The sequence below is a fragment of the Streptomyces sp. NPDC033216 genome, from assembly GCF_055577115.1.
On record NZ_JBVIQK010000022.1, the window covers coordinates 41,078 to 63,633 of the forward strand.

The 22,556-nt window shown below is 72.3% G+C and carries 18 protein-coding genes; 1 reads left to right on the forward strand and 17 read right to left on the reverse strand.

Going from position 1 to position 22,556, the window contains the following annotated elements:
- Positions 1 to 125: 125 nt before the first annotated feature.
- From ACZ5Y0_RS29875 to fmt, 5 genes are all read right to left on the reverse strand, one after another.
- Positions 126 to 1,568 (reverse strand): GuaB1 family IMP dehydrogenase-related protein, encoded by a 1,443-nt coding sequence (locus ACZ5Y0_RS29875; protein WP_469131797.1) that lies wholly within the window; start codon positions 1,566 to 1,568, stop codon positions 126 to 128.
- A 511-nt stretch (positions 1,569 to 2,079) separates the two neighbouring features.
- On the reverse strand, positions 2,080 to 3,123 hold the full coding sequence (locus ACZ5Y0_RS29880) for a sugar-binding transcriptional regulator (RefSeq protein ID WP_469131798.1): 1,044 nt from the start codon (positions 3,121 to 3,123) through the stop codon (positions 2,080 to 2,082).
- A gap of 78 nt (positions 3,124 to 3,201) precedes the next feature.
- Positions 3,202 to 3,888, reverse strand: a complete 687-nt coding sequence (rpe, locus tag ACZ5Y0_RS29885; protein WP_469131799.1) for a ribulose-phosphate 3-epimerase — start codon at positions 3,886 to 3,888, stop codon at positions 3,202 to 3,204.
- 125 nt (positions 3,889 to 4,013) lie between these two features.
- Positions 4,014 to 5,432: an RsmB/NOP family class I SAM-dependent RNA methyltransferase gene (locus ACZ5Y0_RS29890; protein WP_469131800.1), complete on the reverse strand. Its 1,419-nt coding sequence runs from the start codon at positions 5,430 to 5,432 to the stop codon at positions 4,014 to 4,016.
- A 102-nt stretch (positions 5,433 to 5,534) separates the two neighbouring features.
- Positions 5,535 to 6,506: a methionyl-tRNA formyltransferase gene (fmt, locus tag ACZ5Y0_RS29895; protein ID WP_469131801.1), complete on the reverse strand. Its 972-nt coding sequence runs from the start codon at positions 6,504 to 6,506 to the stop codon at positions 5,535 to 5,537.
- Between the two features lie 335 nt (positions 6,507 to 6,841).
- Between fmt and ACZ5Y0_RS29900 the strand changes: the two genes are divergently transcribed.
- On the forward strand, positions 6,842 to 7,387 hold the full coding sequence (locus ACZ5Y0_RS29900; RefSeq protein ID WP_469131802.1) for a hypothetical protein: 546 nt from the start codon (positions 6,842 to 6,844) through the stop codon (positions 7,385 to 7,387).
- A 180-nt stretch (positions 7,388 to 7,567) separates the two neighbouring features.
- Here ACZ5Y0_RS29900 and ACZ5Y0_RS29905 read toward each other — a convergent pair whose 3' ends face one another.
- The 12 genes from ACZ5Y0_RS29905 to ACZ5Y0_RS29960 form a co-directional block, all read right to left on the reverse strand.
- Positions 7,568 to 9,742 (reverse strand): primosomal protein N', encoded by a 2,175-nt coding sequence (locus tag ACZ5Y0_RS29905; RefSeq protein WP_469131803.1) that lies wholly within the window; start codon positions 9,740 to 9,742, stop codon positions 7,568 to 7,570.
- Between the two features lie 148 nt (positions 9,743 to 9,890).
- Positions 9,891 to 11,099, reverse strand: coding sequence for a methionine adenosyltransferase (gene metK / locus ACZ5Y0_RS29910; RefSeq protein ID WP_469131804.1), 1,209 nt, complete (start codon positions 11,097 to 11,099; stop codon positions 9,891 to 9,893).
- Between the two features lie 237 nt (positions 11,100 to 11,336).
- Positions 11,337 to 12,539, reverse strand: a complete 1,203-nt coding sequence (gene coaBC, locus ACZ5Y0_RS29915) for a bifunctional phosphopantothenoylcysteine decarboxylase/phosphopantothenate--cysteine ligase CoaBC (protein ID WP_469131805.1) — start codon at positions 12,537 to 12,539, stop codon at positions 11,337 to 11,339.
- Positions 12,540 to 12,661: 122 nt separating this feature from the next.
- Positions 12,662 to 12,934, reverse strand: a complete 273-nt coding sequence (gene rpoZ, locus ACZ5Y0_RS29920) for a DNA-directed RNA polymerase subunit omega (RefSeq protein ID WP_003977348.1) — start codon at positions 12,932 to 12,934, stop codon at positions 12,662 to 12,664.
- 52 nt (positions 12,935 to 12,986) lie between these two features.
- The gene (gmk, locus tag ACZ5Y0_RS29925) at positions 12,987 to 13,580 is read right to left on the reverse strand and encodes a guanylate kinase (protein ID WP_469131806.1); all 594 of its coding nucleotides are present in this window, start codon (positions 13,578 to 13,580) and stop codon (positions 12,987 to 12,989) included.
- A 60-nt stretch (positions 13,581 to 13,640) separates the two neighbouring features.
- The gene (locus tag ACZ5Y0_RS29930; protein WP_073493500.1) at positions 13,641 to 13,964 is read right to left on the reverse strand and encodes an integration host factor; all 324 of its coding nucleotides are present in this window, start codon (positions 13,962 to 13,964) and stop codon (positions 13,641 to 13,643) included.
- A gap of 279 nt (positions 13,965 to 14,243) precedes the next feature.
- Positions 14,244 to 15,086: an orotidine-5'-phosphate decarboxylase gene (pyrF, locus tag ACZ5Y0_RS29935; RefSeq protein WP_469131807.1), complete on the reverse strand. Its 843-nt coding sequence runs from the start codon at positions 15,084 to 15,086 to the stop codon at positions 14,244 to 14,246.
- Positions 15,083 to 16,189, reverse strand: a complete 1,107-nt coding sequence (locus tag ACZ5Y0_RS29940) for a quinone-dependent dihydroorotate dehydrogenase (RefSeq protein WP_469131808.1) — start codon at positions 16,187 to 16,189, stop codon at positions 15,083 to 15,085. Before ACZ5Y0_RS29940 ends, pyrF begins: the two co-directional genes overlap by 4 nt.
- Positions 16,190 to 16,262: 73 nt before the next feature.
- Entirely contained in the window at positions 16,263 to 19,571 is a 3,309-nt protein-coding gene (gene carB / locus ACZ5Y0_RS29945; protein WP_469131809.1) for a carbamoyl-phosphate synthase large subunit, read from the reverse strand.
- A complete protein-coding gene (gene carA / locus ACZ5Y0_RS29950; protein ID WP_469131810.1) occupies positions 19,564 to 20,706 on the reverse strand; it encodes a glutamine-hydrolyzing carbamoyl-phosphate synthase small subunit in 1,143 nt (380 codons plus the stop codon). Before carA ends, carB begins: the two co-directional genes overlap by 8 nt.
- Entirely contained in the window at positions 20,703 to 21,269 is a 567-nt protein-coding gene (locus ACZ5Y0_RS29955) for a PH-like domain-containing protein (protein WP_469131811.1), read from the reverse strand. The genes carA and ACZ5Y0_RS29955 overlap by 4 nt, the downstream gene beginning before the upstream one ends.
- Positions 21,266 to 22,552 carry a dihydroorotase gene (locus tag ACZ5Y0_RS29960; RefSeq protein ID WP_469131812.1) on the reverse strand — a complete coding sequence of 429 codons (1,287 nt, stop codon included), beginning with the start codon at positions 22,550 to 22,552 and terminating at the stop codon, positions 21,266 to 21,268. The genes ACZ5Y0_RS29955 and ACZ5Y0_RS29960 overlap by 4 nt, the downstream gene beginning before the upstream one ends.
- Between the last annotated feature and the right edge of the window lie 4 nt (positions 22,553 to 22,556).

A 22,556-nucleotide genomic window follows, 5' to 3' on the forward strand; every position in this document is an offset into this window, starting at 1 on the left:
GCGTCTATCGCACCGGGGTGCCCATTCGTTGCGCCATGACGGCGGTGCCCGTCGACGGTGCCGGAAGGGACCGCGGGCCCGGCCACACCCGGGCCCGCGGCGCCGTACGGCACTGCCGGAAGCGCTCAGCTCCAGCTGGCGTGCAGGGGCTGGCCCTCCGCATAGCCGGCCGCGCTCTGGATGCCCACGATGGCCTTCTCGGCGAACTCCTCCAGGGAGGCGGCACCGGCGTAGGTGCAGGAGGAGCGGACGCCCGCGATGACCGAGTCGATGAGGTCCTCGACGCCCGGACGGGCCGGGTCGAGGAACATCCGGGAGGTGGAGATGCCCTCCTCGAACAGCGCCTTGCGGGCGCGGTCGTACGCCGACTCCTCGGAGGTGCGGTTGCGCACGGCGCGCGCGGACGCCATGCCGAACGACTCCTTGTAGAGCCGTCCGCCGGCGTCCTGCTGGAGGTCGCCCGGGGACTCGTAGGTGCCCGCGAACCAGGAGCCGATCATCACGTTGGAGGCGCCGGCCGCGAGGGCCATCGCCACGTCGCGCGGGTGGCGGACGCCGCCGTCGGCCCACACGTGCTTGCCGTACTTCTTCGCCTCCGCCGCACACTCGAGGACGGCGGAGAACTGCGGCCGCCCCACGCCGGTCATCATCCGGGTGGTGCACATGGCGCCGGGGCCGACGCCGACCTTGATGATGTCTGCGCCCGCCTCGATCAGATCCTTGACGCCCTCGGCGGAGACGATGTTGCCGGCGACGATGGGGACCTGCGGATCGAGGTCGCGCACGAGCCTGATCGCCTTGAGCATCGACTCCTGGTGGCCGTGGGCGGTGTCGATGACGAGGGTGTCGACGCCCGCGTCGAGCAGAAGCTTGGCCTTCTCCGCGAAGTCACCGTTGACGCCGACGGCGGCGGCGATCCGCAGCCTGCCCCGGGCGTCGGTGGCGGGGCGGTACAGGGTGGCGCGCAGAGCGCCCTTGCGGGTCAGGATGCCGGCGAGCCGACCGTCCGCGTCGACCGCGGGGGCGTAGCGGCGGTTGGCCGCGTCGAGTGTGTTGAAGGCCTCACGGGGGTCGATGTCCGCGTCCAGCAGCAGCAGGTCCTTGGACATGACCTCGGTGAGCTGCGTGAAGCGGTCGACACCGTTGAGGTCCGCGTCGGTGACGACACCGACGGGGCGGATGTCCCCGTCCACGACGACGCCGGCGTTGTGCGCGCGCTTCGACAGCAGGGCCAGCGCGTCGGCGACGGTCTGGTGCGGGGCGAGCATGATCGGGGTGTCCAGCACGAGGTGGCGGCTCTTGACCCAGGAGATGACCTCGGTGACGACGTCGATCGGGATGTCCTGGGGGATCACCACGAGGCCGCCGCGCCGCGCCACGGTCTCGGCCATCCGGCGCCCGGCGACGGCGGTCATGTTGGCGACGACCAGCGGGATCGTGGTGCCCGTGCCGTCCGGGGAGTTGAGGTCCACGCCCAGACGCGATCCGACCGCACTGCGGCTCGGGACCATGAAGACGTCGTCGTACGTGAGGTCGTACGCGGGCTGGATGTCGTTGAGGAAACGCACGTGCCGCACATCCCAGTCGATCAGAGGTGACCCCCTGACCGGCCGGCCAGGGGGAAGAGCACGTACTTCATTCTCCCATGACAGCCGTGGCGCCCGGCCCAGGAGGATCGTCCAGGCTGGTCAGGAGGGTGTTCGGAGGAACGTCCGAGGGATGTCCACGGGTCTGGCCCCCGAGCCCCCGACACGCCCCTCGGGCGAGCGCCCGGCGGCCGGGCGGCGGCCTGCGCGAGCACGACCTCGGCGACCGCCCGGTCCCGTGCGTCCCCCCGCCCGCACGGGCCGCCACCCCCACTCCCTCACGACGAACAGCAGCGGGACGGTCCGCAGGGCTCCGTAGGAGCGCCGCCCGGCAGCAGCGCGAGCGGGCAGCCCGGCGAACAGTGTCAGCAGGGCGGGAAACCGGCGGCGGCAGAGGCGGGGCGAGGGGCGGGCGACACACGGGGGACGCACCGCGGCAGCATGCGTCGATGCTGTCGCGGTGCGTCCCCCGTGACCTGCTGTGTCAGGGCCGTCAGACCCCGTCGGGGTCCGCCCGGTTCAGTGCGGGCCTGGGTGTGGGGCCCGCTGTCATCAGGTAGTCCGCGGCCGAGGTGTCCGTCACCAGGCTGGTGACGAGTCCCGAGCGCAGCACCGCGTCGATCGCGGCCGCCTTGCGCTGTCCGCCCGCGATCGCGACGACCTCGGGGATCCGGCGGAGCTGGTCCGCCTTGACGGTGATGCACCGCTCGCCGAGGTCCCGGCCGACCCGGCGCCCCTCGGAGTCGAAGAGGTGCGCGGACATCTCGGCGGCGACCCCGAGCGAGGCGTAGTGCGCCCGCTCCTCGTCGCTGAGCATGTCGTGCACCGTGGAGATGCCCGGCTCCCAGGAGCCGATGGAGACACAGGCGACCGTGACCTTGTCGAAGTACTCGAAGGCCCGGGCGATCCCGGTCTGGTGGCGCAGCGCGATCGCGGTGGCCGCGTCCGGCAGCAGCATCGGCGCGTAGATGGGATGCGCGTCACCTCCGGACACCTGGGCGGCACGGCGGACGGCCTCGACCGAGCCGCGCTCGGCGGTCCCGGCGTCGTACACGCCCGTCAGCTGCACCACCGTGCAGGGCGGCAGCCGGTCCAGCTCCGCCGCCATGTGGATGGTGGACCGGCCCCAGGCCAGGCCCAGGACGTCCCCCTCGTTGAGCAGCTCGCCGAGCAGGTCGGCGGCCACCTCCCCCAGGTTCTCGGGGTCGGGCGACTCCTCGGCGTCGGCCGGGGACTCGACCACCACGGCGTGCCTGAGGCCGTACCTGGCGCGGAGCGCGTCGGAGCGCTCGGCGTCCAGTTCGGCCGGCACCCGGATCTCGATCCGTACGAGATCCCGTTCGAGAGCGGTTTCCAGGACCCGGGCCACCTTGAAGCGGCTGACGCCGAACTCCTCGGCGATCTGGATCTTGGATTTGCCCTCGAGGTAGAAGCGGCGGGCCATGGCCGCCGCCTGCACCAGCTCAGCGGGTCCCATCCGCATGGCTGACCGGCCCGCCGACATACCCGACACGGCGATCTCCTCACTGCTGTTCACACTCTGGATTCGCCGTTCATCCTTGCAGATGCGGCGCATTCGATCAGTCCCGATGAAAGCCGTTCACGTAGCTGTGGCTCAGTGGTCGCACGCCCAGGAGGCCTTGGCGGTCGCCGCGTCCGCCTGCGCTCGCAGCGCGCGGACCGCCTCGGCCGGGTCCTCGGCGCCGTACACCGCCGAACCGGCCACGAAGACGTCCGCCCCCGCCTCCGCGCAGCGCTCGATCGTCGACGTCGAGACACCGCCGTCGACCTGGAGCCACAGCTCCAGTCCGTGCTTGCCGATCAGCTCCCGGGTGCGGCGGATCTTCGGAAGCATGATGTCGAGAAAGGCCTGGCCGCCGAAGCCCGGCTCGACGGTCATGATCAGCAGCATGTCCAGTTCGGGCAGCAGGTCCTCGTACGGCTCGATCGGCGTCGCCGGCTTCAACGCCATGGAGGCGCGGGCACCCTTGGCGCGGATCTCCCGGGCCAGCCGCACGGGCGCGGCGGCCGCCTCGACGTGGAAGGTGACGGACGAGGCACCCGCCTCGACGTACTGCGGGGCCCAGCGATCGGGCGCCTCGATCATCAGATGGCAGTCCAGCGGGGTGTCCGTCGCGCGGGCCAGCGACTCCACGATCGGCACGCCGAGCGTGAGGTTCGGGACGAAGTGGTTGTCCATGACGTCGACATGGAGCCAGTCGGCTCCGGCGACCGCCTGGGCCTCGTCCGCGAGGCGGGCGAAGTCGGCGGACAGGATGCTGGGGTTGATCTGCGCGGCCATGCCCCAAGCCTGCCATGCCGTGCGGGGGTTAGCGGCATCGGTCCCGAACGGATGTGGGCGTCTGCACGGCGCGGGCCGCGGGCCCGGCTCCACGGAGGCCGGAGCGGCTGACCGCGGACCCGCGGTCAGCCGGTGCGCCGGATGATCGCCAGGTACATCGCGTCGGTCCCGTGCACATGCGGCCACAGCTGGATGTCGGGGCCCTCGCCGAGGTCGGGCACGCCCGGCAGCAGGGGCCGGGCGTCGACGAGTTCGGCCTCCGGGAACTGCTTGAGCAGGTCGGCGACGACGGCGCGGGTCTCCGCGAGGTGCGGCGAGCAGGTGGCGTACCCGACGACTCCCCCGATCCGTACGGACTCCAGGGCGGTCCGCAGCAGGCCGCGCTGCAAGGGCGCGAAGCCGTCCAGGTCCTCCGTCTTGCGCCGCCAGCGCGCCTCGGGCCGGCGGCGCAGGGCGCCGAGCCCGGTGCAGGGCACGTCCATCAGCACCCGGTCGAAGGAGCCGGGCCGCCACGGCGGCCGCGTCCCGTCGGCGGCGACGACCTGATACGGCCCCGGGTTCCCGGCGAGGGCCTTGGCCACGAGCCGGGCCCGGTGCGGCTGCTTCTCCGAGGCCAGCAGCACGGCACCCCGCTCGGCGGCGAGCGCCGCCAGCAGCGCGGCCTTTCCGCCGGGTCCGGCGCATCCGTCGAGCCAGTGCGTGTCGGATCCCTCCAGGGGCGCGTTGGCGAGCGCGAGCGCCACCAGCTGGCTGCCCTCGTCCTGCACGCCCGCGCGCCCGGAGCGTACGGCGTCGATCGCGCCGGGTTCGCCGCCCTCGGTGAGCCGCACGGCGTACGGCGACCAGCGTCCGGCGACGGCGGCCTCCTCCTCCAGCAGCTCGTCCGTCGTGGCCCGCCCGGGCCGGGCGACCAGGGTCACCTCGGGCCGCTCGTTGTCCGCCTCCAGCAGCTCCTCGATGCCGGCCCGGCCGCCGCCGAGGGAGTCCCACAGCGCGGAGACGATCCAGCGCGGGTGCGCGTGGACGACGGCGAGATGGTCCTCGGGGTCGTCGTCGTAGGGCGGCGCGATCTTCTCGATCCAGGTGTCGAAGTCGTGCTGGGCGACCTTGCGCAGCACGGCGTTGACGAACTTGGCCCGCCCGTCCCCGAGCACCACCCGCGCCAGCTCGACGGAGGCGGACACGGCGGCGTGCGTCGGGATCCGGGTCCCGAGCAGCTGGTGCACACCCAGGCTGAGCACGTCGAGCACGGGCGGATCGACCTCCCGCAGCGGCCGGTCGACACACGCGGCGACGATCGCGTCGTACGTCCCCTGCCGCCGCAGCGTCCCGTACACCAGCTCGGTGGCGAGGGCGGCGTCCCGCGCGTCGAAGTCGCCGCTAGCCCGTGCCTTGCGCAGCAGCGGCGGCAGCACGAGGTTGGCGTAGGCGTCCCGCTCGTCCACGGCCCGCAGCACCTCGAAGGCGAGGAAGCGGACGGGGTCCTTCTTGGGCCGACGGTGGGGCTTGCCGGTGGTACGGGGACGGCTGGGCTGCTCGCTCACGAAAAAGGTGCTCCGGATTGCTGGGTGAAGGTACGCCCAGCCTACGACGGGTGGCCGGGGCACGGTGCGGGAGCCTTGTCCCCTGGCCCCCCGCTACTACCGCTACTGCTCCCCCGGCCGCTCGCCGGCCTGCTCGCCGACGGACGTCCCCACCCGCTCGCCGTCGGCGATGCGCACCCCGCGGGCCCAGTCGGCCGCCCGCATCGGCTTCTTGCCCTGCGCCTGCACCCACAGCAGCTCGACGGCGTGCGATCCGGTGCCGACGTGCACGCTGTTCTTCCCGACGGCCAGTCCGCCCGGCGCGAGGTCGTCGCGCCCCGGCGCGGTCCGCACCTGGATGAGCTTGAGCCGCTCTCCGCGGAACGTCGTCCAGGCACCGGGTGCCGGAGTGCACCCGCGCACGACCCGGTCGACGCGCAGTGCCGGAGCGGTCCAGTCGATCTGTGCGTCCTCGACGGTGATCTTCGGCGCGAGGGTGATGCCGTCCTGGGGCTGGGGCACGGCCTTCAGCGTGCCGTCCTCGATCCCGTCCATGGTGGCGGCGAGCAGCCCGGCGCCGGCGAACGCCAGCCGGGTCAGCAGGTCACCGCTGGTGTCGGTGGGCCGGATCTCCTCCGTGACCGTGCCGTAGACGGGGCCGGAGTCGAGCCCCTCCTCGATGAGGAAGGTCGAGGCACCGGTGATCTCGTCACCCGCCATGACGGCGTGCTGCACGGGCGCGGCCCCCCGCCAGGCGGGCAACAGCGAGAAGTGCAGGTTGACCCAACCGCGGGCCGGGATGTCCAGGGCCGCCCTGGGCAGCAGGGCACCGTAGGCGACGACGGGACAGCAGTCCGGTGCGATCTCCTCGAGCCGGGCCAGGAACTCCGGGTCCCGCGGCCGGGGGGGCTTCAGCACCTCGATCCCGGCCTCCTCGGCCCGCTGGGCCACCGGGGAGGCGACCAGCCTGCGGCCCCGCCCCGCCTGCGCGTCGGGCCGCGTGACGACGGCGGCCACCTCGTGTCGACCGGAGGCGAGCAAAGCGTCCAGAGCGGGAACGGCGACCTCGGGGGTACCGGCGAAGACAAGCTTCATGAGTGGGCACGGGCCTCTCGGAGGAAACGGGCGACGGTCGACGCACCAGTTTATTGCCCCCGATGACGGAGCCGCTGACGGCGCTGCACCGCGACGGGCGAGGTTCCACGGCCTGGGCCGGGCGGCACGGACGGTGGGCGGGTGGGAGACGGATCGGGCGCGGGCCGAAAGCCGAGCCCCACCCTCCGCCGGGGGCGTACGCATATGCCCATACGCCCCCACACCGTGACCAGCGGAGCACACCCGCGTTGGTCAAGACAGAGTTGACCACACCGGACCGCGCCCCCGTCGCGGCCCACCCCTTTGTCTTCAACGCCGGTTCGAGAGGCTTGTTCATGGCCGACCACGCAACCCACGACGCCCAGGCCCGGGCCAGCCTGCAATTGCTGGTGCGGGACATCGAGCGGGTCCGCCGGCAGGTGGACGCGCTGCGCACCCTGACCGCACAGCTGGGCAACGTCTACCGCCCGCGCCGCTCCGGCCCGTCCGCGGGCTTCGTCGTCTACGGGCGGGCCCCCGCCCCGACGGTCCGCCTCGCCCAGGAACTGCGGGACAGCGTCGAGACGCTGGTCACCGCGGCGGTGGACTTCGACCGCTCGCTCGGCTTCTCGTGGGACGCGGTGGGCTCCGCGCTCGGCGTCACCAAGCAGGCGGTCCACCGCCGCTACGGCGCCCGCCGTGCCGCCGCCCAGACGGCAACGGACACCGACCGGGCGGCGGAGGAGACACCGGTCCCCCGCACGGTCGAGGTCGGGACCGGCATCTCCGTGGTGCCGACGGTCCCCGCGGCCCGCTCGATGCCGACCCAGCCGACGGCGAGCAGCTCGTCCCTGCGCGAGGAGGCAAGGCCGACCGCATTCCCCGGTCCGCGGAACTGCTGACGTCGCTCCGCCCGCTGCCCTCTCGGCACCCGCCCGAGAGGGCGGACGCATGTCGGCGGCCGGGCACCGTGCGCACCGCCCGGGACCGTCACCCGGTCTCCGGGACTGCCACCCGAGATCCCCGCCCTCACCCGGGTACCGGCCCCCCACCCGATGTCCGGACCCTCGATGTCCGGACCCTCACCCGATGTCCGGCGGATCGACCCGCACCCACACCGTCCCCGACGTCCCTTCGCCACGCGAGGCCGTACCGCCGCGCGCCGCCATCCGCGCGGCCTGCGCCGCCTTGAGCGCGGCGGCCAGGGCGGCGCCCTTGCCCGGCGGCACCCGGATCAACGCCCGCTCCCACCGCTCGCCGGGAGGCGGTGCCCCCGGCCGCCGGTTCCGTCCCGCGGGGGTGACCGGCAGGGGGACGGGCCCCAGCAGCTCGGCCTCCCCGGGCAGCGTGACGGAGCCGAGGAAGGCGGCCACCGCCTCCCCCGTCCCGGCCACGGCCGCCATCCGCGACACCGGCGGAAAGCCCAGCTCGGCCCGCTCCGAGAGTTCGCGCAGGGCGTGCCCGACAGGGTCCCACCGCACCAGCGCCTGCACGGGCCGCAGGGTCGGCTCGGCGACCACGACCACTGTTCCCCCCTCTCCCTGCGGCCGTACCAGTGAGGCGGCCGCGATCCAGCGCCGCAGCGCGTCCTCCCCGGCCCGCAGGTCGGGCCGCCCGACCATGGCCCAGCCGTCCAGCAACAGGGCGGCCGCGTACCCGCCCTCGGCGACGGGCTCTGCGCCGGGCGTGCTCACGACGAGCGCGGGCGTGCCCGGCACGGTGTCCAGCACCTGCTCCCGCCCGGAGGTGCGCACCGGAACGGCGGGGAACGCCCGCCCCAGTTCCTCGGCGGTGCGCCGGGCCCCGACGACCTGCGCGCGCATCCGGAACCCCCCGCACTCCGGGCAGTGCCAGGCGCTCTCCTCGCGCCCGCACCAGCCGCACCACAGCGCCCCGCCGTCCCGCGCCTCCAGGGGTCCGGAACAGTGCCGGCACCGGGCGGGTGCCCGGCAGTTGGCGCACGCCAGGCGCGGCACGTAGCCGCGCCGCGGCACCTGCACGAGCACGGGCCCGTGCCGCAGTCCTTCCCGGACGGCCTGCCAGGCGAGGCTGGGCAGCCGGGCGGCCCGCGCCGCCTCGTCCCGCGCGAGATCCTGGTCCCCCACGGTCCGCACCAGGGGCACGGATCGGCGCACCTGCTCCCGGCCCGCCACCAGGGGCCGTGCCCACCCGCTCTCGACCAGTTGCGCCCCCTCGACGGTGCAGCTCCAGCCGCCCATCAGAAAGCCGCACCTGTCCTGCGCCGCCCGCAGCAGCAGTACGTCGCGCGCGTGCGGCTGCGGGGCGTGCTGCTCGCTGTGGCTGTCGTCACCGTCGTCCCACACGGCCACCAGACCGAGGTCGCGCACCGGGGCGAACATCGCCGCCCGCGTCCCGACGACCGCCCGCACGCTGCCGCGGCGCACGGCGAGCCACTCCCGGTACCGCTTCTCCGGTCCGGCGTCGGCGGTGAGCAGGGCATGCCGCCCCTCCCCCAGCAGAGCCGTCAGGGCGCCGTCCACGCGCGCGGCGGCCCGCCCGTCCGGTACGACGACGAGTGCCCCGCGCCCCGAGGCCAGCGTCGCGGCGACGGCCCGCGCCAGTTCCTCGCTCCACTCGGGGCCGGGCAGCGCGTTCCACACCGCTCGCGGGGACCCGCCCTGGGCCAGCGCGTCGAGGAACGCGCCCCCGTGCTCGTACCGCCCCCAGGAACCCTGCTGCGGTGCCGGTGGCGGAGGAAGCGGCGCCGGCGAGGGCCGCTGCTCGGCGCGAGCACTGCGCGGCGGCACCGCCAGCTGGAGCACGTCGGCCAGGCTGCCCGCGTACCGGTCGGCGACGGCCCGCGCCAGCCCCAGCAGTTCCGGGCTCAGTACCGGCTCGGGCGACACGACCTGGGCGAGGGCGGCCAGCGGCCCGGCGTAGTCCGACTCGGCGAGCCGCTCGACGAGAAACCCGTCGATCAGTCCCCCGCCCTCGCGGCGCCCCTCGCGCACCCGCCCGCGCCCGGCCCCGAACCGGACCCGGACCCGCACGCCCGGCTGGGCGTCCGCGTCCAGCTCGGCCGGCACCGCGTAGTCGAAGTACCGGTCGAGATGCAGGACGCCCTTGTCGACGAGCACCCGCGCGACCGGCAGCTCATCGGCCAGCGCGGCCCCGCGCCAGGTCCGCGGCTTCGCGCGCGGCGCCTTCGCCTGCCGCACGCTCTCCCGGAGAAGCGCGAGCTGCTCCGGCGGCGCTCCGTCCCCGCCGCCCCCCTGCTGCCCGTTCTCGCTGCTCACGCTTGCATTCATACCAAACGCCACCGACATCGGCGCCCGCCCGACGCCCCCGCCCCTGAGCCGCTCGCCCACGGCGTGGGCCCGCGCAACGCCGAGGCCCGGCCTCCCTGGGGAAGCCGGGCCGGGTGCGTACGTCGAGGACGGGACCTCAGATGCCCGCCGCCTCCTTCAGCGCGTCCACGCGGTCGGTGCGCTCCCACGTGAAGTCGGGCAGCTCGCGGCCGAAGTGGCCGTAGGCGGCCGTCTGGGCGTAGATCGGGCGGAGCAGGTCGAGGTCGCGGATGATCGCGGCCGGGCGCAGGTCGAAGACCTCGTCGATGGCCTTCTCGATCTTCTCCGGGTCGATCTTGTGCGTGCCGAAGGTCTCGACGAACAGACCGACCGGCTCCGCCTTGCCGATCGCGTAGGCGACCTGGACCTCGCAGCGCGCGGCCAGGCCGGCGGCGACGACGTTCTTCGCGACCCAGCGCATCGCGTAGGCGGCGGAACGGTCGACCTTGGACGGGTCCTTGCCCGAGAAGGCACCGCCGCCGTGGCGGGCGAAACCGCCGTACGTGTCGATGATGATCTTGCGGCCGGTCAGTCCGGCGTCGCCCATCGGGCCGCCGATCTCGAAACGGCCGGTGGGGTTGACCAGCAGCCGGTAGTTCTCGGTGTCGAGCTTGATGCCCTCGTCCAGCAGCGCCTTCAGTTCGGGCTCCACGACGAACTCGCGGATGTCGGGCGCGAGCAGCGACTCCAGGTCGATGTCGGACGCGTGCTGCGAGGAGACCACGACCGTGTCCAGCCGGACCGCCTTGTCGCCGTCGTACTCGATGGTGACCTGGGTCTTGCCGTCGGGGCGCAGGTAGGGGATGGTCCCGTTCTTGCGGACGTCCGAGAGGCGCTTCGACAGGCGGTGGGCCAGGAAGATCGGCAGCGGCATCAGGGTCGGGGTCTCGTCGGACGCGTAGCCGAACATCAGGCCCTGGTCACCGGCGCCCTGACGGTCCAGCTCGTCGTCGTCGCCCTCGACCCGCGTCTCGTACGCCGTGTCGACACCCTGGGCGATGTCCGGGGACTGCGCGCCGATCGACACCGAGACACCGCAGGAGGCGCCGTCGAAGCCCTTCTTCGAGGAGTCGTAGCCGATCTCGAGGATCTTGTCCCGGACCAGCTGCGGGATCGGCGCGTACGCCTTGGTGGTGACTTCGCCGGCCACGTGCACCAGGCCGGTGGTGATCAGGGTCTCTACGGCGACCCGGGACGTCGGGTCCTCGCGCAGGAGCGCGTCGAGAATGGTGTCGCTGATCTGGTCAGCGATCTTGTCGGGGTGACCCTCGGTCACAGACTCCGAGGTGAACAGGCGACGGGACACAACGCTCCCTGGGGTTGCAGCGGCTGCTGGCTGATCATGGGCGGACGCGACGGGAGCTGCGCCCGGCGTCGTCCGACAAACAGTTTATCGGTCGCGCTTCACCACCGGCCCACCCGTCTCGCCTCTCGGGAGCCCTGTGACCTGCGGCACAGGCATTCTGCCGAATGCCGACCGCCGTGGCCAGGGGCGCCACGCCCAACGGGCAAGGTTCGAGACACCGTGACGCGCATCAAACAATCACGTCAGGCGCCGCGTCACCAGGTCCCACACGATTTCGGCCAGGGCTTCCTTGGGGCCGTGAGGGACGGTGGTCTCGCTGCCGTCGGCGCCCAGGACGATCGCCTCGTTCTCCTCGGCGCCGAAGGTCCTGCGCTCCCCCACCTCGTTGACCACCAGCAGATCACAGCCCTTGCGGCGCAGTTTCGCCCGGCCGTTCGCCAGCACGTCGTCGGTCTCGGCGGCGAAGCCGACGACCACCTGGCCGGGGCGGGCGCGCTCGGCGGAGATCTCCGCGAGGATGTCCGGATTCCGCAGCAGAACGATGGGGTCCGGCTCCTGCCCGTCCTTCTTCTTGATCTTGCCGACGGCATAGTTCGCGGGCCGGAAGTCGGCGACCGCGGCGGCCATGACCACCGCGTCGGCGTCGGCCGCCGCCTTCAGTACCGCCTCGCGCAGTTGTACGGCGGTGCCGACCGGGACGACGTCGACGCCCGCGGGATCGGGCAGCGCGGTGTTGGCCGCGACGAGCGTCACCCGGGCGCCTCGGGCGGCGGCGGTGCGGGCGAGGGCGTACCCCTGCTTGCCGGAGGAGCGGTTGCCGAGGAAACGCACGGGGTCGAGGGGCTCGCGGGTGCCGCCCGCGCTGACCACGACATGCCGTCCGGCCAGGTCGGGCTCCCGTGTGCCGCGGGCCAGGACGCGTCGGCAGACCTCGAAGATCTCGGCCGGGTCGGGCAGCCGGCCCTTGCCCGTGTCGACGCCGGTGAGCCGGCCGACGGCCGGTTCGATGACGACGGCACCGCGGCGGCGCAGCGTCGCCACGTTCTCCTGGGTGGCCGGGTGCTCCCACATCTCGGTGTGCATCGCCGGGGCGAGGACGACCGGACAGCGGGCGGTGAGCAGGGTGTTGGTCAACAGGTCGTCGGCCAGTCCGTGGGCGGCCTTGGCGAGCATGTCGGCGGTGGCGGGGGCGACGACGACCAGGTCGGCGTGCTGGCCGATGCGGACGTGCGGGACTTCGTGGACGTCGTCCCAGACCTCGGTGGCGACCGGGTGGCCGGAGAGGGCGGACCAGGTGGCCGCGCCGACGAAGTGCAGGGCGGCGGCGGTGGGGACGACGCGCACGTCGTGCCCCGACTCGGTCAGCCTGCGCAGCAGCTCGCAGGCCTTGTACGCGGCGATGCCACCGCTGACCCCGAGCACGACCTTGGGTTTGTCCACCGTCTCTCCCCGGACCTCGGAAAACGCACGCCGCGATTCCGGGCGTACGAGTCCATCACACACCACAGGCCCGGCAGTCGGACTGCCGGGCCTGTGGGAAAACCCACTGCGAGGTGAAAATACTACTGAGCCGGGCCCTCAATGGCCTCGGACGTCAGCAGACCCGCGTTGATCTCGCGGAGCGCGATCGAGAGCGGCTTCTCGTGGACGTGGGTGTCGACGAGCGGACCGACGTACTCGAGGAGGCCCTCGCCGAGCTGCGAGTAGTACGCGTTGATCTGGCGGGCGCGCTTGGCCGCGTAGATCACGAGGCTGTACTTCGAGTCGGTGGCCTCGAGGAGCTCGTCGATCGGCGGGTTGATGATGCCCTCGGGAGCGGAGATGGAAGAGGACACGCTCTACCTTCCGATAGGGGGAAAAAGACGGGGTGTGATCACACGGTCCTGATCACACGACATCCATCAAGGCTAGCAGCTCGCGCGCCACGTCCTCGACGGAGGTGTTGACCAGGGTCTCGTGGAACTCCGGCTCGGCCGCGAGTTCGATCTTGGCCGCGTCCAGACGGCGTTCGATGACCTCGGGCGGCTCGGTGCCGCGGCCGGTGAGCCTGCGCACCAGCTCCTCCCAGGAGGGGGGAGCCAGGAACACCAGCTGGGCCTCGGGCATGGACCCGCTGACCTGTCGCGCGCCCTGGAGGTCGATCTCCAGGAGGACGGGCTCACCCGCCTCCAGGCGTTCCAGCACGGCGGCACGCGGCGTGCCGTAGCGGTTGCCGGCGAACTCGGCCCACTCCAGCAACTCGCCGTTGGCGATCAGCTTGTCCATCTCGTCGTCGGTGACGAAGAAGTAGTGGACACCGTGCTTCTCGCCGGGGCGGGGCCTGCGGGTCGTCGCCGACACCGAGAGCCAGACCTCGGGGTGTTCTTTGCGCATATGAGCGACGACCGTGCTCTTGCCGACCCCGGAGGGGCCGGAGAGCACGGTCAGCCGCGGACGTGCGTCCGGGGGTTCGGGGGTCGTCCCCCGGGGTGTTACAGCCATGCAGCGATTATTCCAGTTGTCTCGCCGTGCCCGGGACGCTGTGCCCGGAGCACGTCGGACTCACTTGGCCGTGTCGCCGAACTCCCGTTCCAGGGAGGCGATCTGGTTGGAGCCGAGACCGCGCACACGACGGCTTTCGGAGATGCCGAGCCGCTCCATGATCTGCTTGGCGCGGACCTTGCCCACGCCAGGCAGGGACTCCAGCAGTGCGGAGACCTTCATCTTGCCGACGACGTCGTTCTCCTGGCCCTGCTTGATGACCTCGTGAAGGGAGGCGCCGGAGTGCTTGAGTCGATTCTTGACCTCGGCCCGCTCCCGGCGAGCCGCGGCGGCCTTTTCGAGCGCGGCTGCGCGCTGTTCGGGGGTAAGGGGCGGAAGAGCCACGCCTACGTCACCTCGGATGTCGAACTGTCGGATACGGACCGGTGAGGAACCTAGTCGCCCCACACCTGGGGAGCTACGAGCAACACGCTTGCCCGTTCACCCTCCGCTCGGAGACTAGCGGCCAACTCCGCCAGAGTCAGCGGGAACAGCGGAAAAGTCCTGGTCAGCCTCAGCGAGGACGGGCATGTAGGACAAATTGCCCCGGATTTGAGAAAGTATTCAGCCTCAAGTCGGTCCACGGGCCTGCCGGCGGGGTCCCGGCCGGACGGCCGAGGTCGGTCAGGCGGCCTCGACGGCGGCCCTTACCTGTTGCCCGAACCGCTCCGCGGCGTCACGCAGCGCGACGATGTCGGGGCCGTGACGCAGCACTCCGCGGCTGACGTTCGGCACGACGTTGCGCGTCGCGGACCCGAAGACGTGCGGCAGATCGGCCGGAGTGGCCCCCTGGGCCCCGACGCCGGGCGCGAGGATCGGACCGTTGATGTCGAGCTCGTACGCCGACAGGTCACCGAGCGTGGCACCGACGACCGCGCCGAAGGAGCCCAGCGGCGCCTCCCCGGCGTTCTCGGCGGCCAGGTGCGCCAGCATCGTCGCGCCGACCGTCCGGCCGTCCGCGCGCACCGCGTGCTGGACCTCGCCGCCCTCCGGGTTGGAGGTGAGCGCCAGGACGAACAGTCCGGCGCCGCTCTCGCGCGCGAGGGCCACGGCCGGCGAGAGCGACCCGTAGCCGAGGTACGGCGAGACGGTCAGCGCGTCCGAGAAGAGGGGCGAGTCCGCGCGCAGGAACGACTCGGCGTACGCGGCCATGGTCGAGCCGATGTCCCCGCGCTTGGCGTCCATGACGACCAGGGCACCGGCCGCCCGCGCCTCCTCGACCGACCTCTCCAGGACGGCGACACCGCGCGATCCGAACCGCTCGAAGAAGGCGCTCTGCGGCTTCAGCACGGCGACCCGGTCGGCCACGGCCTCGACGACCGTCCGGCTGAACCGCTCCAGCCCGGCGACGGTGTCGTCCAGGCCCCACTCGGCGAGCAGCGAGGCGTGCGGGTCGATGCCGACGCACAGCGGGCCGCGCTCGTCCATGGCGCGGCGCAGGCGGGCTCCGAAGGGCTCCAGGGTCATGCCGTCCTCCTCACGTCGGCGCCGACCGCGTCGGCGAGGGTGGCGTACGGGCTGGTGCGCAGGCGGGCGGCGAGCCCCTTGTGGATCGCGCGGCACCAGAAGGGCCCCTCGTAGACGAAGGCGCTGTAGCCCTGCACGAGGGTGGCACCCGCGAGGATGCGCTCCCAGGCGTCCTCCGCCGTCTCGATGCCGCCGACGCCCACGAGGGTGATGCGGTCGCCCACGCGCGCGTAGAGGCGCCGCAGGACCTCCAGGGAACGCGCCTTGAGGGGTGCTCCGGACAGGCCGCCGGTCTCCTTGACCAAGGCGGGCGCTGAGGTCAGTCCGAGGCCCTCGCGCGCGATGGTGGTGTTCGTGGCGATGACGCCGTCCAGCCCCAGCTCGACGGCCAGGTCGGCGACGGCGTCCACGTCCTCGTCGGCGAGGTCGGGGGCGATCTTCACCAGCAGCGGCACACGCCGGTGGGCGACCGCGCGGTCGGCGGCCTCGCGCACGGCGCTCAGCAGCGGCCGCAGCGCCTCCGTGGCCTGGAGGTTGCGCAGTCCGGGAGTGTTCGGGGAGGAGACGTTGACGACCAGGTAGTCGGCGTACGGCGCGAGCCGCTCGGCCGACTTGACGTAGTCGGCGACCGCCTCGGCCTCCGGTACGGCCTTGGTCTTCCCGATGTTGACGCCCACGACGGTCCTGAAGACGGGCTCGCGGGAGGCCAGGCGGGCGGCGACGGTCAACGAGCCGTCGTTGTTGAAGCCCATGCGGTTGATCAGCGCCCGGTCGGCGACCAGGCGGAACAGCCGCTTCTTGGGGTTGCCGGGCTGTGCCTCCCCGGTGACCGTGCCGATCTCGACGTGGTCGAAGCCCACCATCGCCATGCCGTCGACGGCGGCCGCGTTCTTGTCGAACCCCGCGGCGAGCCCGAAGGGGCCGTGCATGCGCAGACCGAAGGCCTCGGTCCGCAGTTCCCTGTACCGGGGGGCGAGGACGGCCGCGGCGAACGTGCGCAGCACCGGGATCCGGGCGGCGAGCCGGATCCAGCGGAAGGCCAGGTGGTGGGCCTTCTCCGGATCCATCGGGGAGAAGACCAGACGGAACAAGATCTTGTACATCACTGTGTCCTCGTGGAGAGCATCGGAGACCTCATACGGAGGGGGACACCGTTTCCGGTGTCCCCCAGGGCTGCTAGTCGCGGGCCGCGGTCAGATGCTCGGCGTGTTCCTGGAGGGAACGCACCCCCACATCCCCGTGGTTGAGGGCGTCGATGCCCTGGACGGCGGCGGCGAGCGCCTGGACCGTCGTCAGGCAGGGCACCGAGCGCGCCACCGCCGCCGTGCGGATGTCGTAGCCGTCGAGGCGGCCGCCGGTCCCGTACGGGGTGTTGACGATGAGGTCGACCTGGCCCTCGTGGATGAGCTGGACGATGGTCTTCTCGCCGTTCGGGCCCACACCCTCGGACTGCTTGCGCACGACCGTGGCGTTGATGCCGTTGCGCCTGAGGACCTCGGCGGTGCCGGAGGTCGCCAGCAGCTCGAAGCCATGGGCGACCAGCTCGCGCGCCGGGAAGATCATCGAGCGCTTGTCGCGGTTGGCGACCGAGATGAACGCTCGGCCCTTGGTGGGCAGCGGGCCGTAGGCGCCCGCCTGCGACTTGGCGTACGCCGTGCCGAAGACGGAGTCGATGCCCATGACCTCGCCGGTGGAGCGCATCTCCGGGCCCAGGATGGTGTCGACGCCGCGGCCGGAGGTGTCGCGGAAGCGGCTCCACGGCATCACGGCCTCCTTGACGGAGATCGGCGCGTCCAGCGGCAGTTCGCCGCCGTCGCCGGTCGCCGGGAGCAGCCCCTCGGCGCGCAGCTCGGCGATGGTCGCGCCCAGGGAGATCCGGGCGGCGGCCTTGGCCAGCGGTACCGCCGTCGCCTTCGAGGTGAAGGGGACGGTGCGGGACGCGCGCGGGTTGGCCTCCAGGACGTAGAGGATGTCCCCGGCCATCGCGAACTGGATGTTGATCAGACCGCGGACGCCCACCCCGCGCGCGATGGCCTCCGTGGAGGCCCTCAGGCGCTTGATGTCGAAGCCTCCGAGGGTGATCGGGGGCAGGGCGCAGGCCGAGTCGCCGGAGTGGATACCGGCCTCCTCGATGTGCTCCATGACGCCGCCGAGGTACAGCTCCTCGCCGTCGTAGAGCGCGTCGACGTCGATCTCGATGGCGTCGTCGAGGAAGCGGTCGACGAGGACCGGCCGGGTGGGGCTGATCTCCGTCGACTCCGCGATGTAGGACGACAGCCGGGTCTCGTCGTAGACGATCTCCATGCCGCGGCCGCCGAGCACGTACGACGGCCGGACGAGGACCGGGTAGCCGATCTCGTCGGCGATGGCCTTGGCCGCGGCGAAGGTGGTGGCGGTGCCGTGCTTCGGGGCCGGCAGGCCGGCCTCGGCGAGGACGCGTCCGAAGGCGCCCCGGTCCTCGGCCGCGTGGATCGCCTCCGGGGGCGTGCCGACGATCGGTACGCCGTTGTCCTTCAGCGCCTGCGCCAGGCCCAGCGGGGTCTGGCCGCCGAGCTGGACGACGACACCGGCGATCGGGCCGGCCTGCGCCTCCGCGTGCACGATCTCCAGCACGTCCTCGAGCGTCAGCGGCTCGAAGTACAGGCGGTCGGAGGTGTCGTAGTCGGTGGAGACGGTCTCGGGGTTGCAGTTGACCATCACGGTCTCGTACCCGGCGTCGGACAGCGCGAAGGAGGCGTGGACGCAGGAGTAGTCGAACTCGATGCCCTGACCGATGCGGTTCGGACCGGAGCCCAGGATGATGACGGCCGGCTTCTCGCGCGGCGCGACCTCGCTCTCCTCGTCGTAGGAGGAGTAGAAGTACGGCGTCTTCGCGGCGAACTCGGCGGCACAGGTGTCGACCGTCTTGTACACCGGGCGGATGCCCAGCGCGTGCCGGACCTCGCGGACGACGTCCTCGCGCAGGCCACGGATCTCGGCGATCTGCTGGTCGGAGAAGCCGTGCCGCTTGGCCTCGGCGAGCAGTTCGAGGTCCAGGCGGTCGGCGGCGGCCAGGTCGTCCGCGACCTCCTTGATCAGGAACAGCTGGTCGACGAACCAGGGGTCGATCTTCGTGAACTCGAAGACCTCCTCCGGGGTGGCGCCCGCGCGGATGGCCTGCATGACGGTGTTGATCCGGCCGTCGGTGGGGCGGACCGCCTCCGTCAGGAGCTGCTGCTTGTCGCCGGGGTCGCCGACGAACGTGAACTGGCTGCCCTTCTTCTCCAGCGAGCGCAGCGCCTTCTGGAACGCCTGGGTGAAGTTGCGCCCGATGGCCATGGCCTCGCCGACGGACTTCATGGTGGTCGTCAGCGTCGAGTCCGCGCTCGGGAACTTCTCGAAGGCGAAGCGGGGGGCCTTGACGACCACGTAGTCGAGCGTGGGCTCGAAGGAGGCCGGGGTCTCCTTGGTGATGTCGTTCGGGATCTCGTCGAGGGTGTAGCCGACGGCGAGCTTGGCCGCGATCTTCGCGATCGGGAAGCCGGTCGCCTTGGAGGCCAGCGCCGACGAGCGCGACACGCGCGGGTTCATCTCGATGACGATGACCCGGCCGTCCTCGGGGTTCACCGCGAACTGGATGTTGCAGCCGCCGGTGTCCACGCCGACCTCGCGGATCACGGCGATGCCGATGTCGCGCAGGGTCTGGTACTCGCGGTCGGTCAGCGTCATCGCCGGCGCGACGGTGATCGAGTCGCCGGTGTGCACGCCCATGGGGTCGAAGTTCTCGATGGAGCAGACGACGACCACGTTGTCGTGCTTGTCGCGCATCAGCTCCAGCTCGTACTCCTTCCAGCCGAGGATGGACTCCTCCAGGAGCACCTCGGTGGTCGGCGAGAGGGTCAGTCCCTGGCCGGCGATGCGGCGCAGCTCCTCCTCGTCGTGGGCGAAGCCGGAGCCGGCGCCGCCCATGGTGAAGGAGGGGCGGACGACGACCGGGTAGCCGCCGAGCGTCTCGACGCCGGCGACGACCTCGTCCATGGTGTGGCAGATGACCGAGCGGGCGGACTCGCCGTGCCCGATCTTGCGGCGGACCTCCGCCACGACGTCCTTGAACTGGTCGCGGTCCTCGCCCTTGTGGATGGCGGCCACGTTGGCGCCGATCAGCTCGACGCCGTACTTGTCCAGGACGCCGTTCTCGGACAGCGAGATGGCGGTGTTGAGGGCCGTCTGGCCGCCCAGGGTGGGCAGCAGGGCGTCCGGCCGCTCCTTGGCGATGATCTTCTCGACGAACTCGGGGGTGATGGGCTCCACGTAGGTGGCGTCGGCGATCTCCGGGTCGGTCATGATCGTCGCCGGGTTGGAGTTGACGAGGATCACGCGCAGACCCTCGGCGCGCAGGACGCGGCACGCCTGGGTGCCGGAGTAGTCGAACTCTGCGGCCTGTCCGATGACGATCGGGCCGGAGCCGATGACCAGGACGGACTGGATATCGGTGCGCTTAGGCACGCTGGCCCTCCATCAGGGAAACGAAGCGGTCGAACAGGTAGGCGGCGTCGTGCGGGCCGGCCGCCGCTTCGGGGTGGTACTGGACGGAGAAGGCCGGCTGGTCGAGCAGCTGGAGCCCCTCCACGACGTCGTCGTTGAGGCAGACGTGGGACACCTGGGCGCGGCCGAACCTGGTGTCGCTGACCTTGTCGAGCGGCGCGTCCACGGCGAAACCGTGGTTGTGCGCGGTGACCTCGACCTTGCCGGTCGTACGGTCCTGGACCGGCTGGTTGATGCCGCGGTGGCCGTACTTGAGCTTGTAGGTGCCGAAGCCGAGGGCGCGGCCGAGGATCTGGTTGCCGAAGCAGATGCCGAACAGGGGCGTCCTGCGCTCCAGCACCTCCGTCATCAGCGCCACGGGGCCGTCGGCGGTGGCCGGGTCGCCCGGGCCGTTGGAGAAGAAGACGCCGTCGGGGCCGACGGCGTACACGTCGTCCGCCGTGGCCGTCGCGGGCAGCACGTGCACCTCGATGCCGCGCTCGGCCATGCGGTGCGGGGTCATGCCCTTGATGCCGAGGTCGATGGCGGCGACGGTGAACCGCTTCTCGCCGACCGCCGGGACGACGTACGCCTCCTGGGTGGCGACCTCCTCGTAGAGGCTCGCGCCCTTCATGTGCGGCTGGGCCTGCACCCGCGCGAGCAGCTCGGGGTCGGCGGCGATCGCCTCGCCGGAGAAGACGCCGGCGCGCATGGAGCCGCGCTCGCGCAGGTGCCGGGTGAGGGCGCGGGTGTCGATCCCGGAGATGCCGACGACACCCTGCGCGGCCAGCTCGTCGTCCAGGGAGCGCTGGGAGCGCCAGTTGGACGGCACGCGCGCGGGGTCGCGCACGACGTAGCCGGAGACCCAGATGCGGCCCGACTCGTCGTCCTCGTCGTTCCAGCCGGTGTTGCCGATCTGCGGGGCGGTCGCCACGACGATCTGGCGGTCGTAGGAGGGGTCGGTGAGGGTCTCCTGGTAGCCGGTCATGCCGGTGGAGAACACCGCTTCGCCGAAGGTCTCCCCCACGGCCCCGTAGGCACGGCCGCGGAAGATCCGGCCGTCCTCCAGGACGAGTACGGCGGGAACCTTCGTGGTTCCCCTGGTGGAGGTCGTCATCGTGCGCCTTCCGTTTCCCTCTTGTTGATCATGGAGTTGATGGCGTCGACCCACTCGGTGTGCTCGGCCGCGTGGTCCGCGCGGAACCCGGAGTCGATCAGCCTGCCGCCGTGCTCCCAGGTCACCAGGAGCAGTCCGCCCTCGGTGAGGACCTTGCCGGCGATGCCCTTGCCGAGCACCGCTTCGCGCAGCGCGCCGGCCGGGACGAAGAAGTCGCCCGCGCCGGGGCGTACGACGTCCAGGCCCGCGTCCGTCAGCGTGAGCCGGACCCGGCTGCGCGTGCCCAGGCCGTGCGCCACGATGCGGTCGAGCCACTGCCCGGCGGTGGTGGAGCCGTGGTAGCGGCCGCTCATCGTCAGTCTCGCCGCCCCGGGGTCGGACGGCGCGGCGGGCAGCTCCGGCAGGTCGCCCTGGAGCGTTCCGCGCCACTTCCAGCCCTCGCGCATCAGCCAGTAGACGAGCGCGACGAAGAGGGCGAGGCCGACGACCCAGCCGACGCGGGCGGCCCAGTCGGTCACTTCGGCCGACTGCCTCTCGGCCGCCAGCAGGATTACAGGTGTCACGTGAGCTTCCCGTCGACGAGCGTGGCCTTGCCCCGGAGCCAGGTGTGCGTGACACGGCCCGGCAGCTCACGCCCCTCGTACGGGGTGTTCCGGCTGCGCGAGGCGAAGCCCGCGGGGTCCACCGACCCACGGTATGCCGTGTCGACGAGCGTGAGGTTGGCGGGCTCACCAGCCGAGACGGGGCGTCCGTGGCCCGCCGCCCGTCCGATGCGGGCGGGCGCGAAGGACATGCGGTCGGCGACGCCGGCCCAGTCCAGCAGGCCCGTCTCCACCATCGTCTCCTGGACCACCGACAGCGCGGTCTCCAGGCCGACCATCCCCATGGCGGCCGCGGCCCACTCGCAGTCCTTGTCCTCGTGCGGGTGCGGGGCGTGGTCGGTGGCGACGATGTCGATGGTGCCGTCGGCGAGCGCCTCGCGCAGGGCGTGCACGTCACGCTCGGTGCGCAGCGGCGGGTTCACCTTGAAGACCGGGTTGTAGGAGCGCACCAGTTCGTCGGTGAGGAGCAGGTGGTGCGGGGTGACCTCGGCGGTGACGTCGATGCCGCGGGACTTGGCCCAGCGCACGATCTCGACGGAGCCGGCGGTGGACAGGTGGCAGATGTGGACGCGGGAACCGACGTGCTCGGCGAGCAGCACGTCCCGCGCGATGATCGACTCCTCGGCGACGGCCGGCCAGCCGCCGAGCCCCAGCTCGGCGGAGACGACGCCCTCGTTCATCTGGGCGCCCTCGGTCAGCCGCGGCTCCTGCGCGTGCTGGGCGACGACCCCGCCGAAGGCCTTCACGTACTCCAGGGCGCGGCGCATCATCACGGCGTCGTCGACGCACTTGCCGTCGTCGGAGAAGACGGTGACGCCGGCGGCGGACTCGTGCATGGCGCCCAGCTCGGCGAGCTTCCTGCCCTCCAGGCCGACGGTGACGGCGCCGATGGGCTGCACGTCGCAGTAGCCGTGCTCCCGGCCCAGTCGCCAGACCTGCTCGACGACACCGGCGGTGTCCGCCACGGGAAAGGTGTTGGCCATGGCGAACACGGCCGTGAAGCCGCCGCTCGCCGCCGCCCGGGTGCCGGTCAGGACGGTCTCGGAGTCCTCGCGGCCCGGCTCGCGCAGGTGGGTGTGCAGGTCGACGAGCCCCGGCAGCAGCACCTTGCCGTCGGCCTCGACGACCTCGGCGCCCTCCGCGGACAGCCCGCTGCCGACGGCCTCGACGGCCTCGCCGTCGATCAGGACGTCCTGGGGCTCGCCGCCGAGCACCCGCGCACCACGGATAAGGATCTTGCTCATGGTG

Excerpts from the sequence above, each read along its gene's own strand:
- rpe (WP_469131799.1), bottom strand. The coding sequence starts at position 3,888 with ATGGCCGCGCAGATCAACCCCAGCATCCTGTCCGCCGACTTCGCCCGC.
- fmt (WP_469131801.1), bottom strand. The coding sequence starts at position 6,506 with ATGAAGCTTGTCTTCGCCGGTACCCCCGAGGTCGCCGTTCCCGCTCTG.
- ACZ5Y0_RS29900 (WP_469131802.1), top strand. The coding sequence starts at position 6,842 with ATGGCCGACCACGCAACCCACGACGCCCAGGCCCGGGCCAGCCTGCAA.
- gmk (WP_469131806.1), bottom strand. The coding sequence starts at position 13,580 with ATGGCTGTAACACCCCGGGGGACGACCCCCGAACCCCCGGACGCACGT.
- pyrF (WP_469131807.1), bottom strand. The coding sequence starts at position 15,086 with ATGACCCTGGAGCCCTTCGGAGCCCGCCTGCGCCGCGCCATGGACGAG.
- ACZ5Y0_RS29940 (WP_469131808.1), bottom strand. The coding sequence starts at position 16,189 with ATGTACAAGATCTTGTTCCGTCTGGTCTTCTCCCCGATGGATCCGGAG.
- carA (WP_469131810.1), bottom strand. The coding sequence starts at position 20,706 with ATGACGACCTCCACCAGGGGAACCACGAAGGTTCCCGCCGTACTCGTC.
- ACZ5Y0_RS29960 (WP_469131812.1), bottom strand. The coding sequence starts at position 22,552 with ATGAGCAAGATCCTTATCCGTGGTGCGCGGGTGCTCGGCGGCGAGCCC.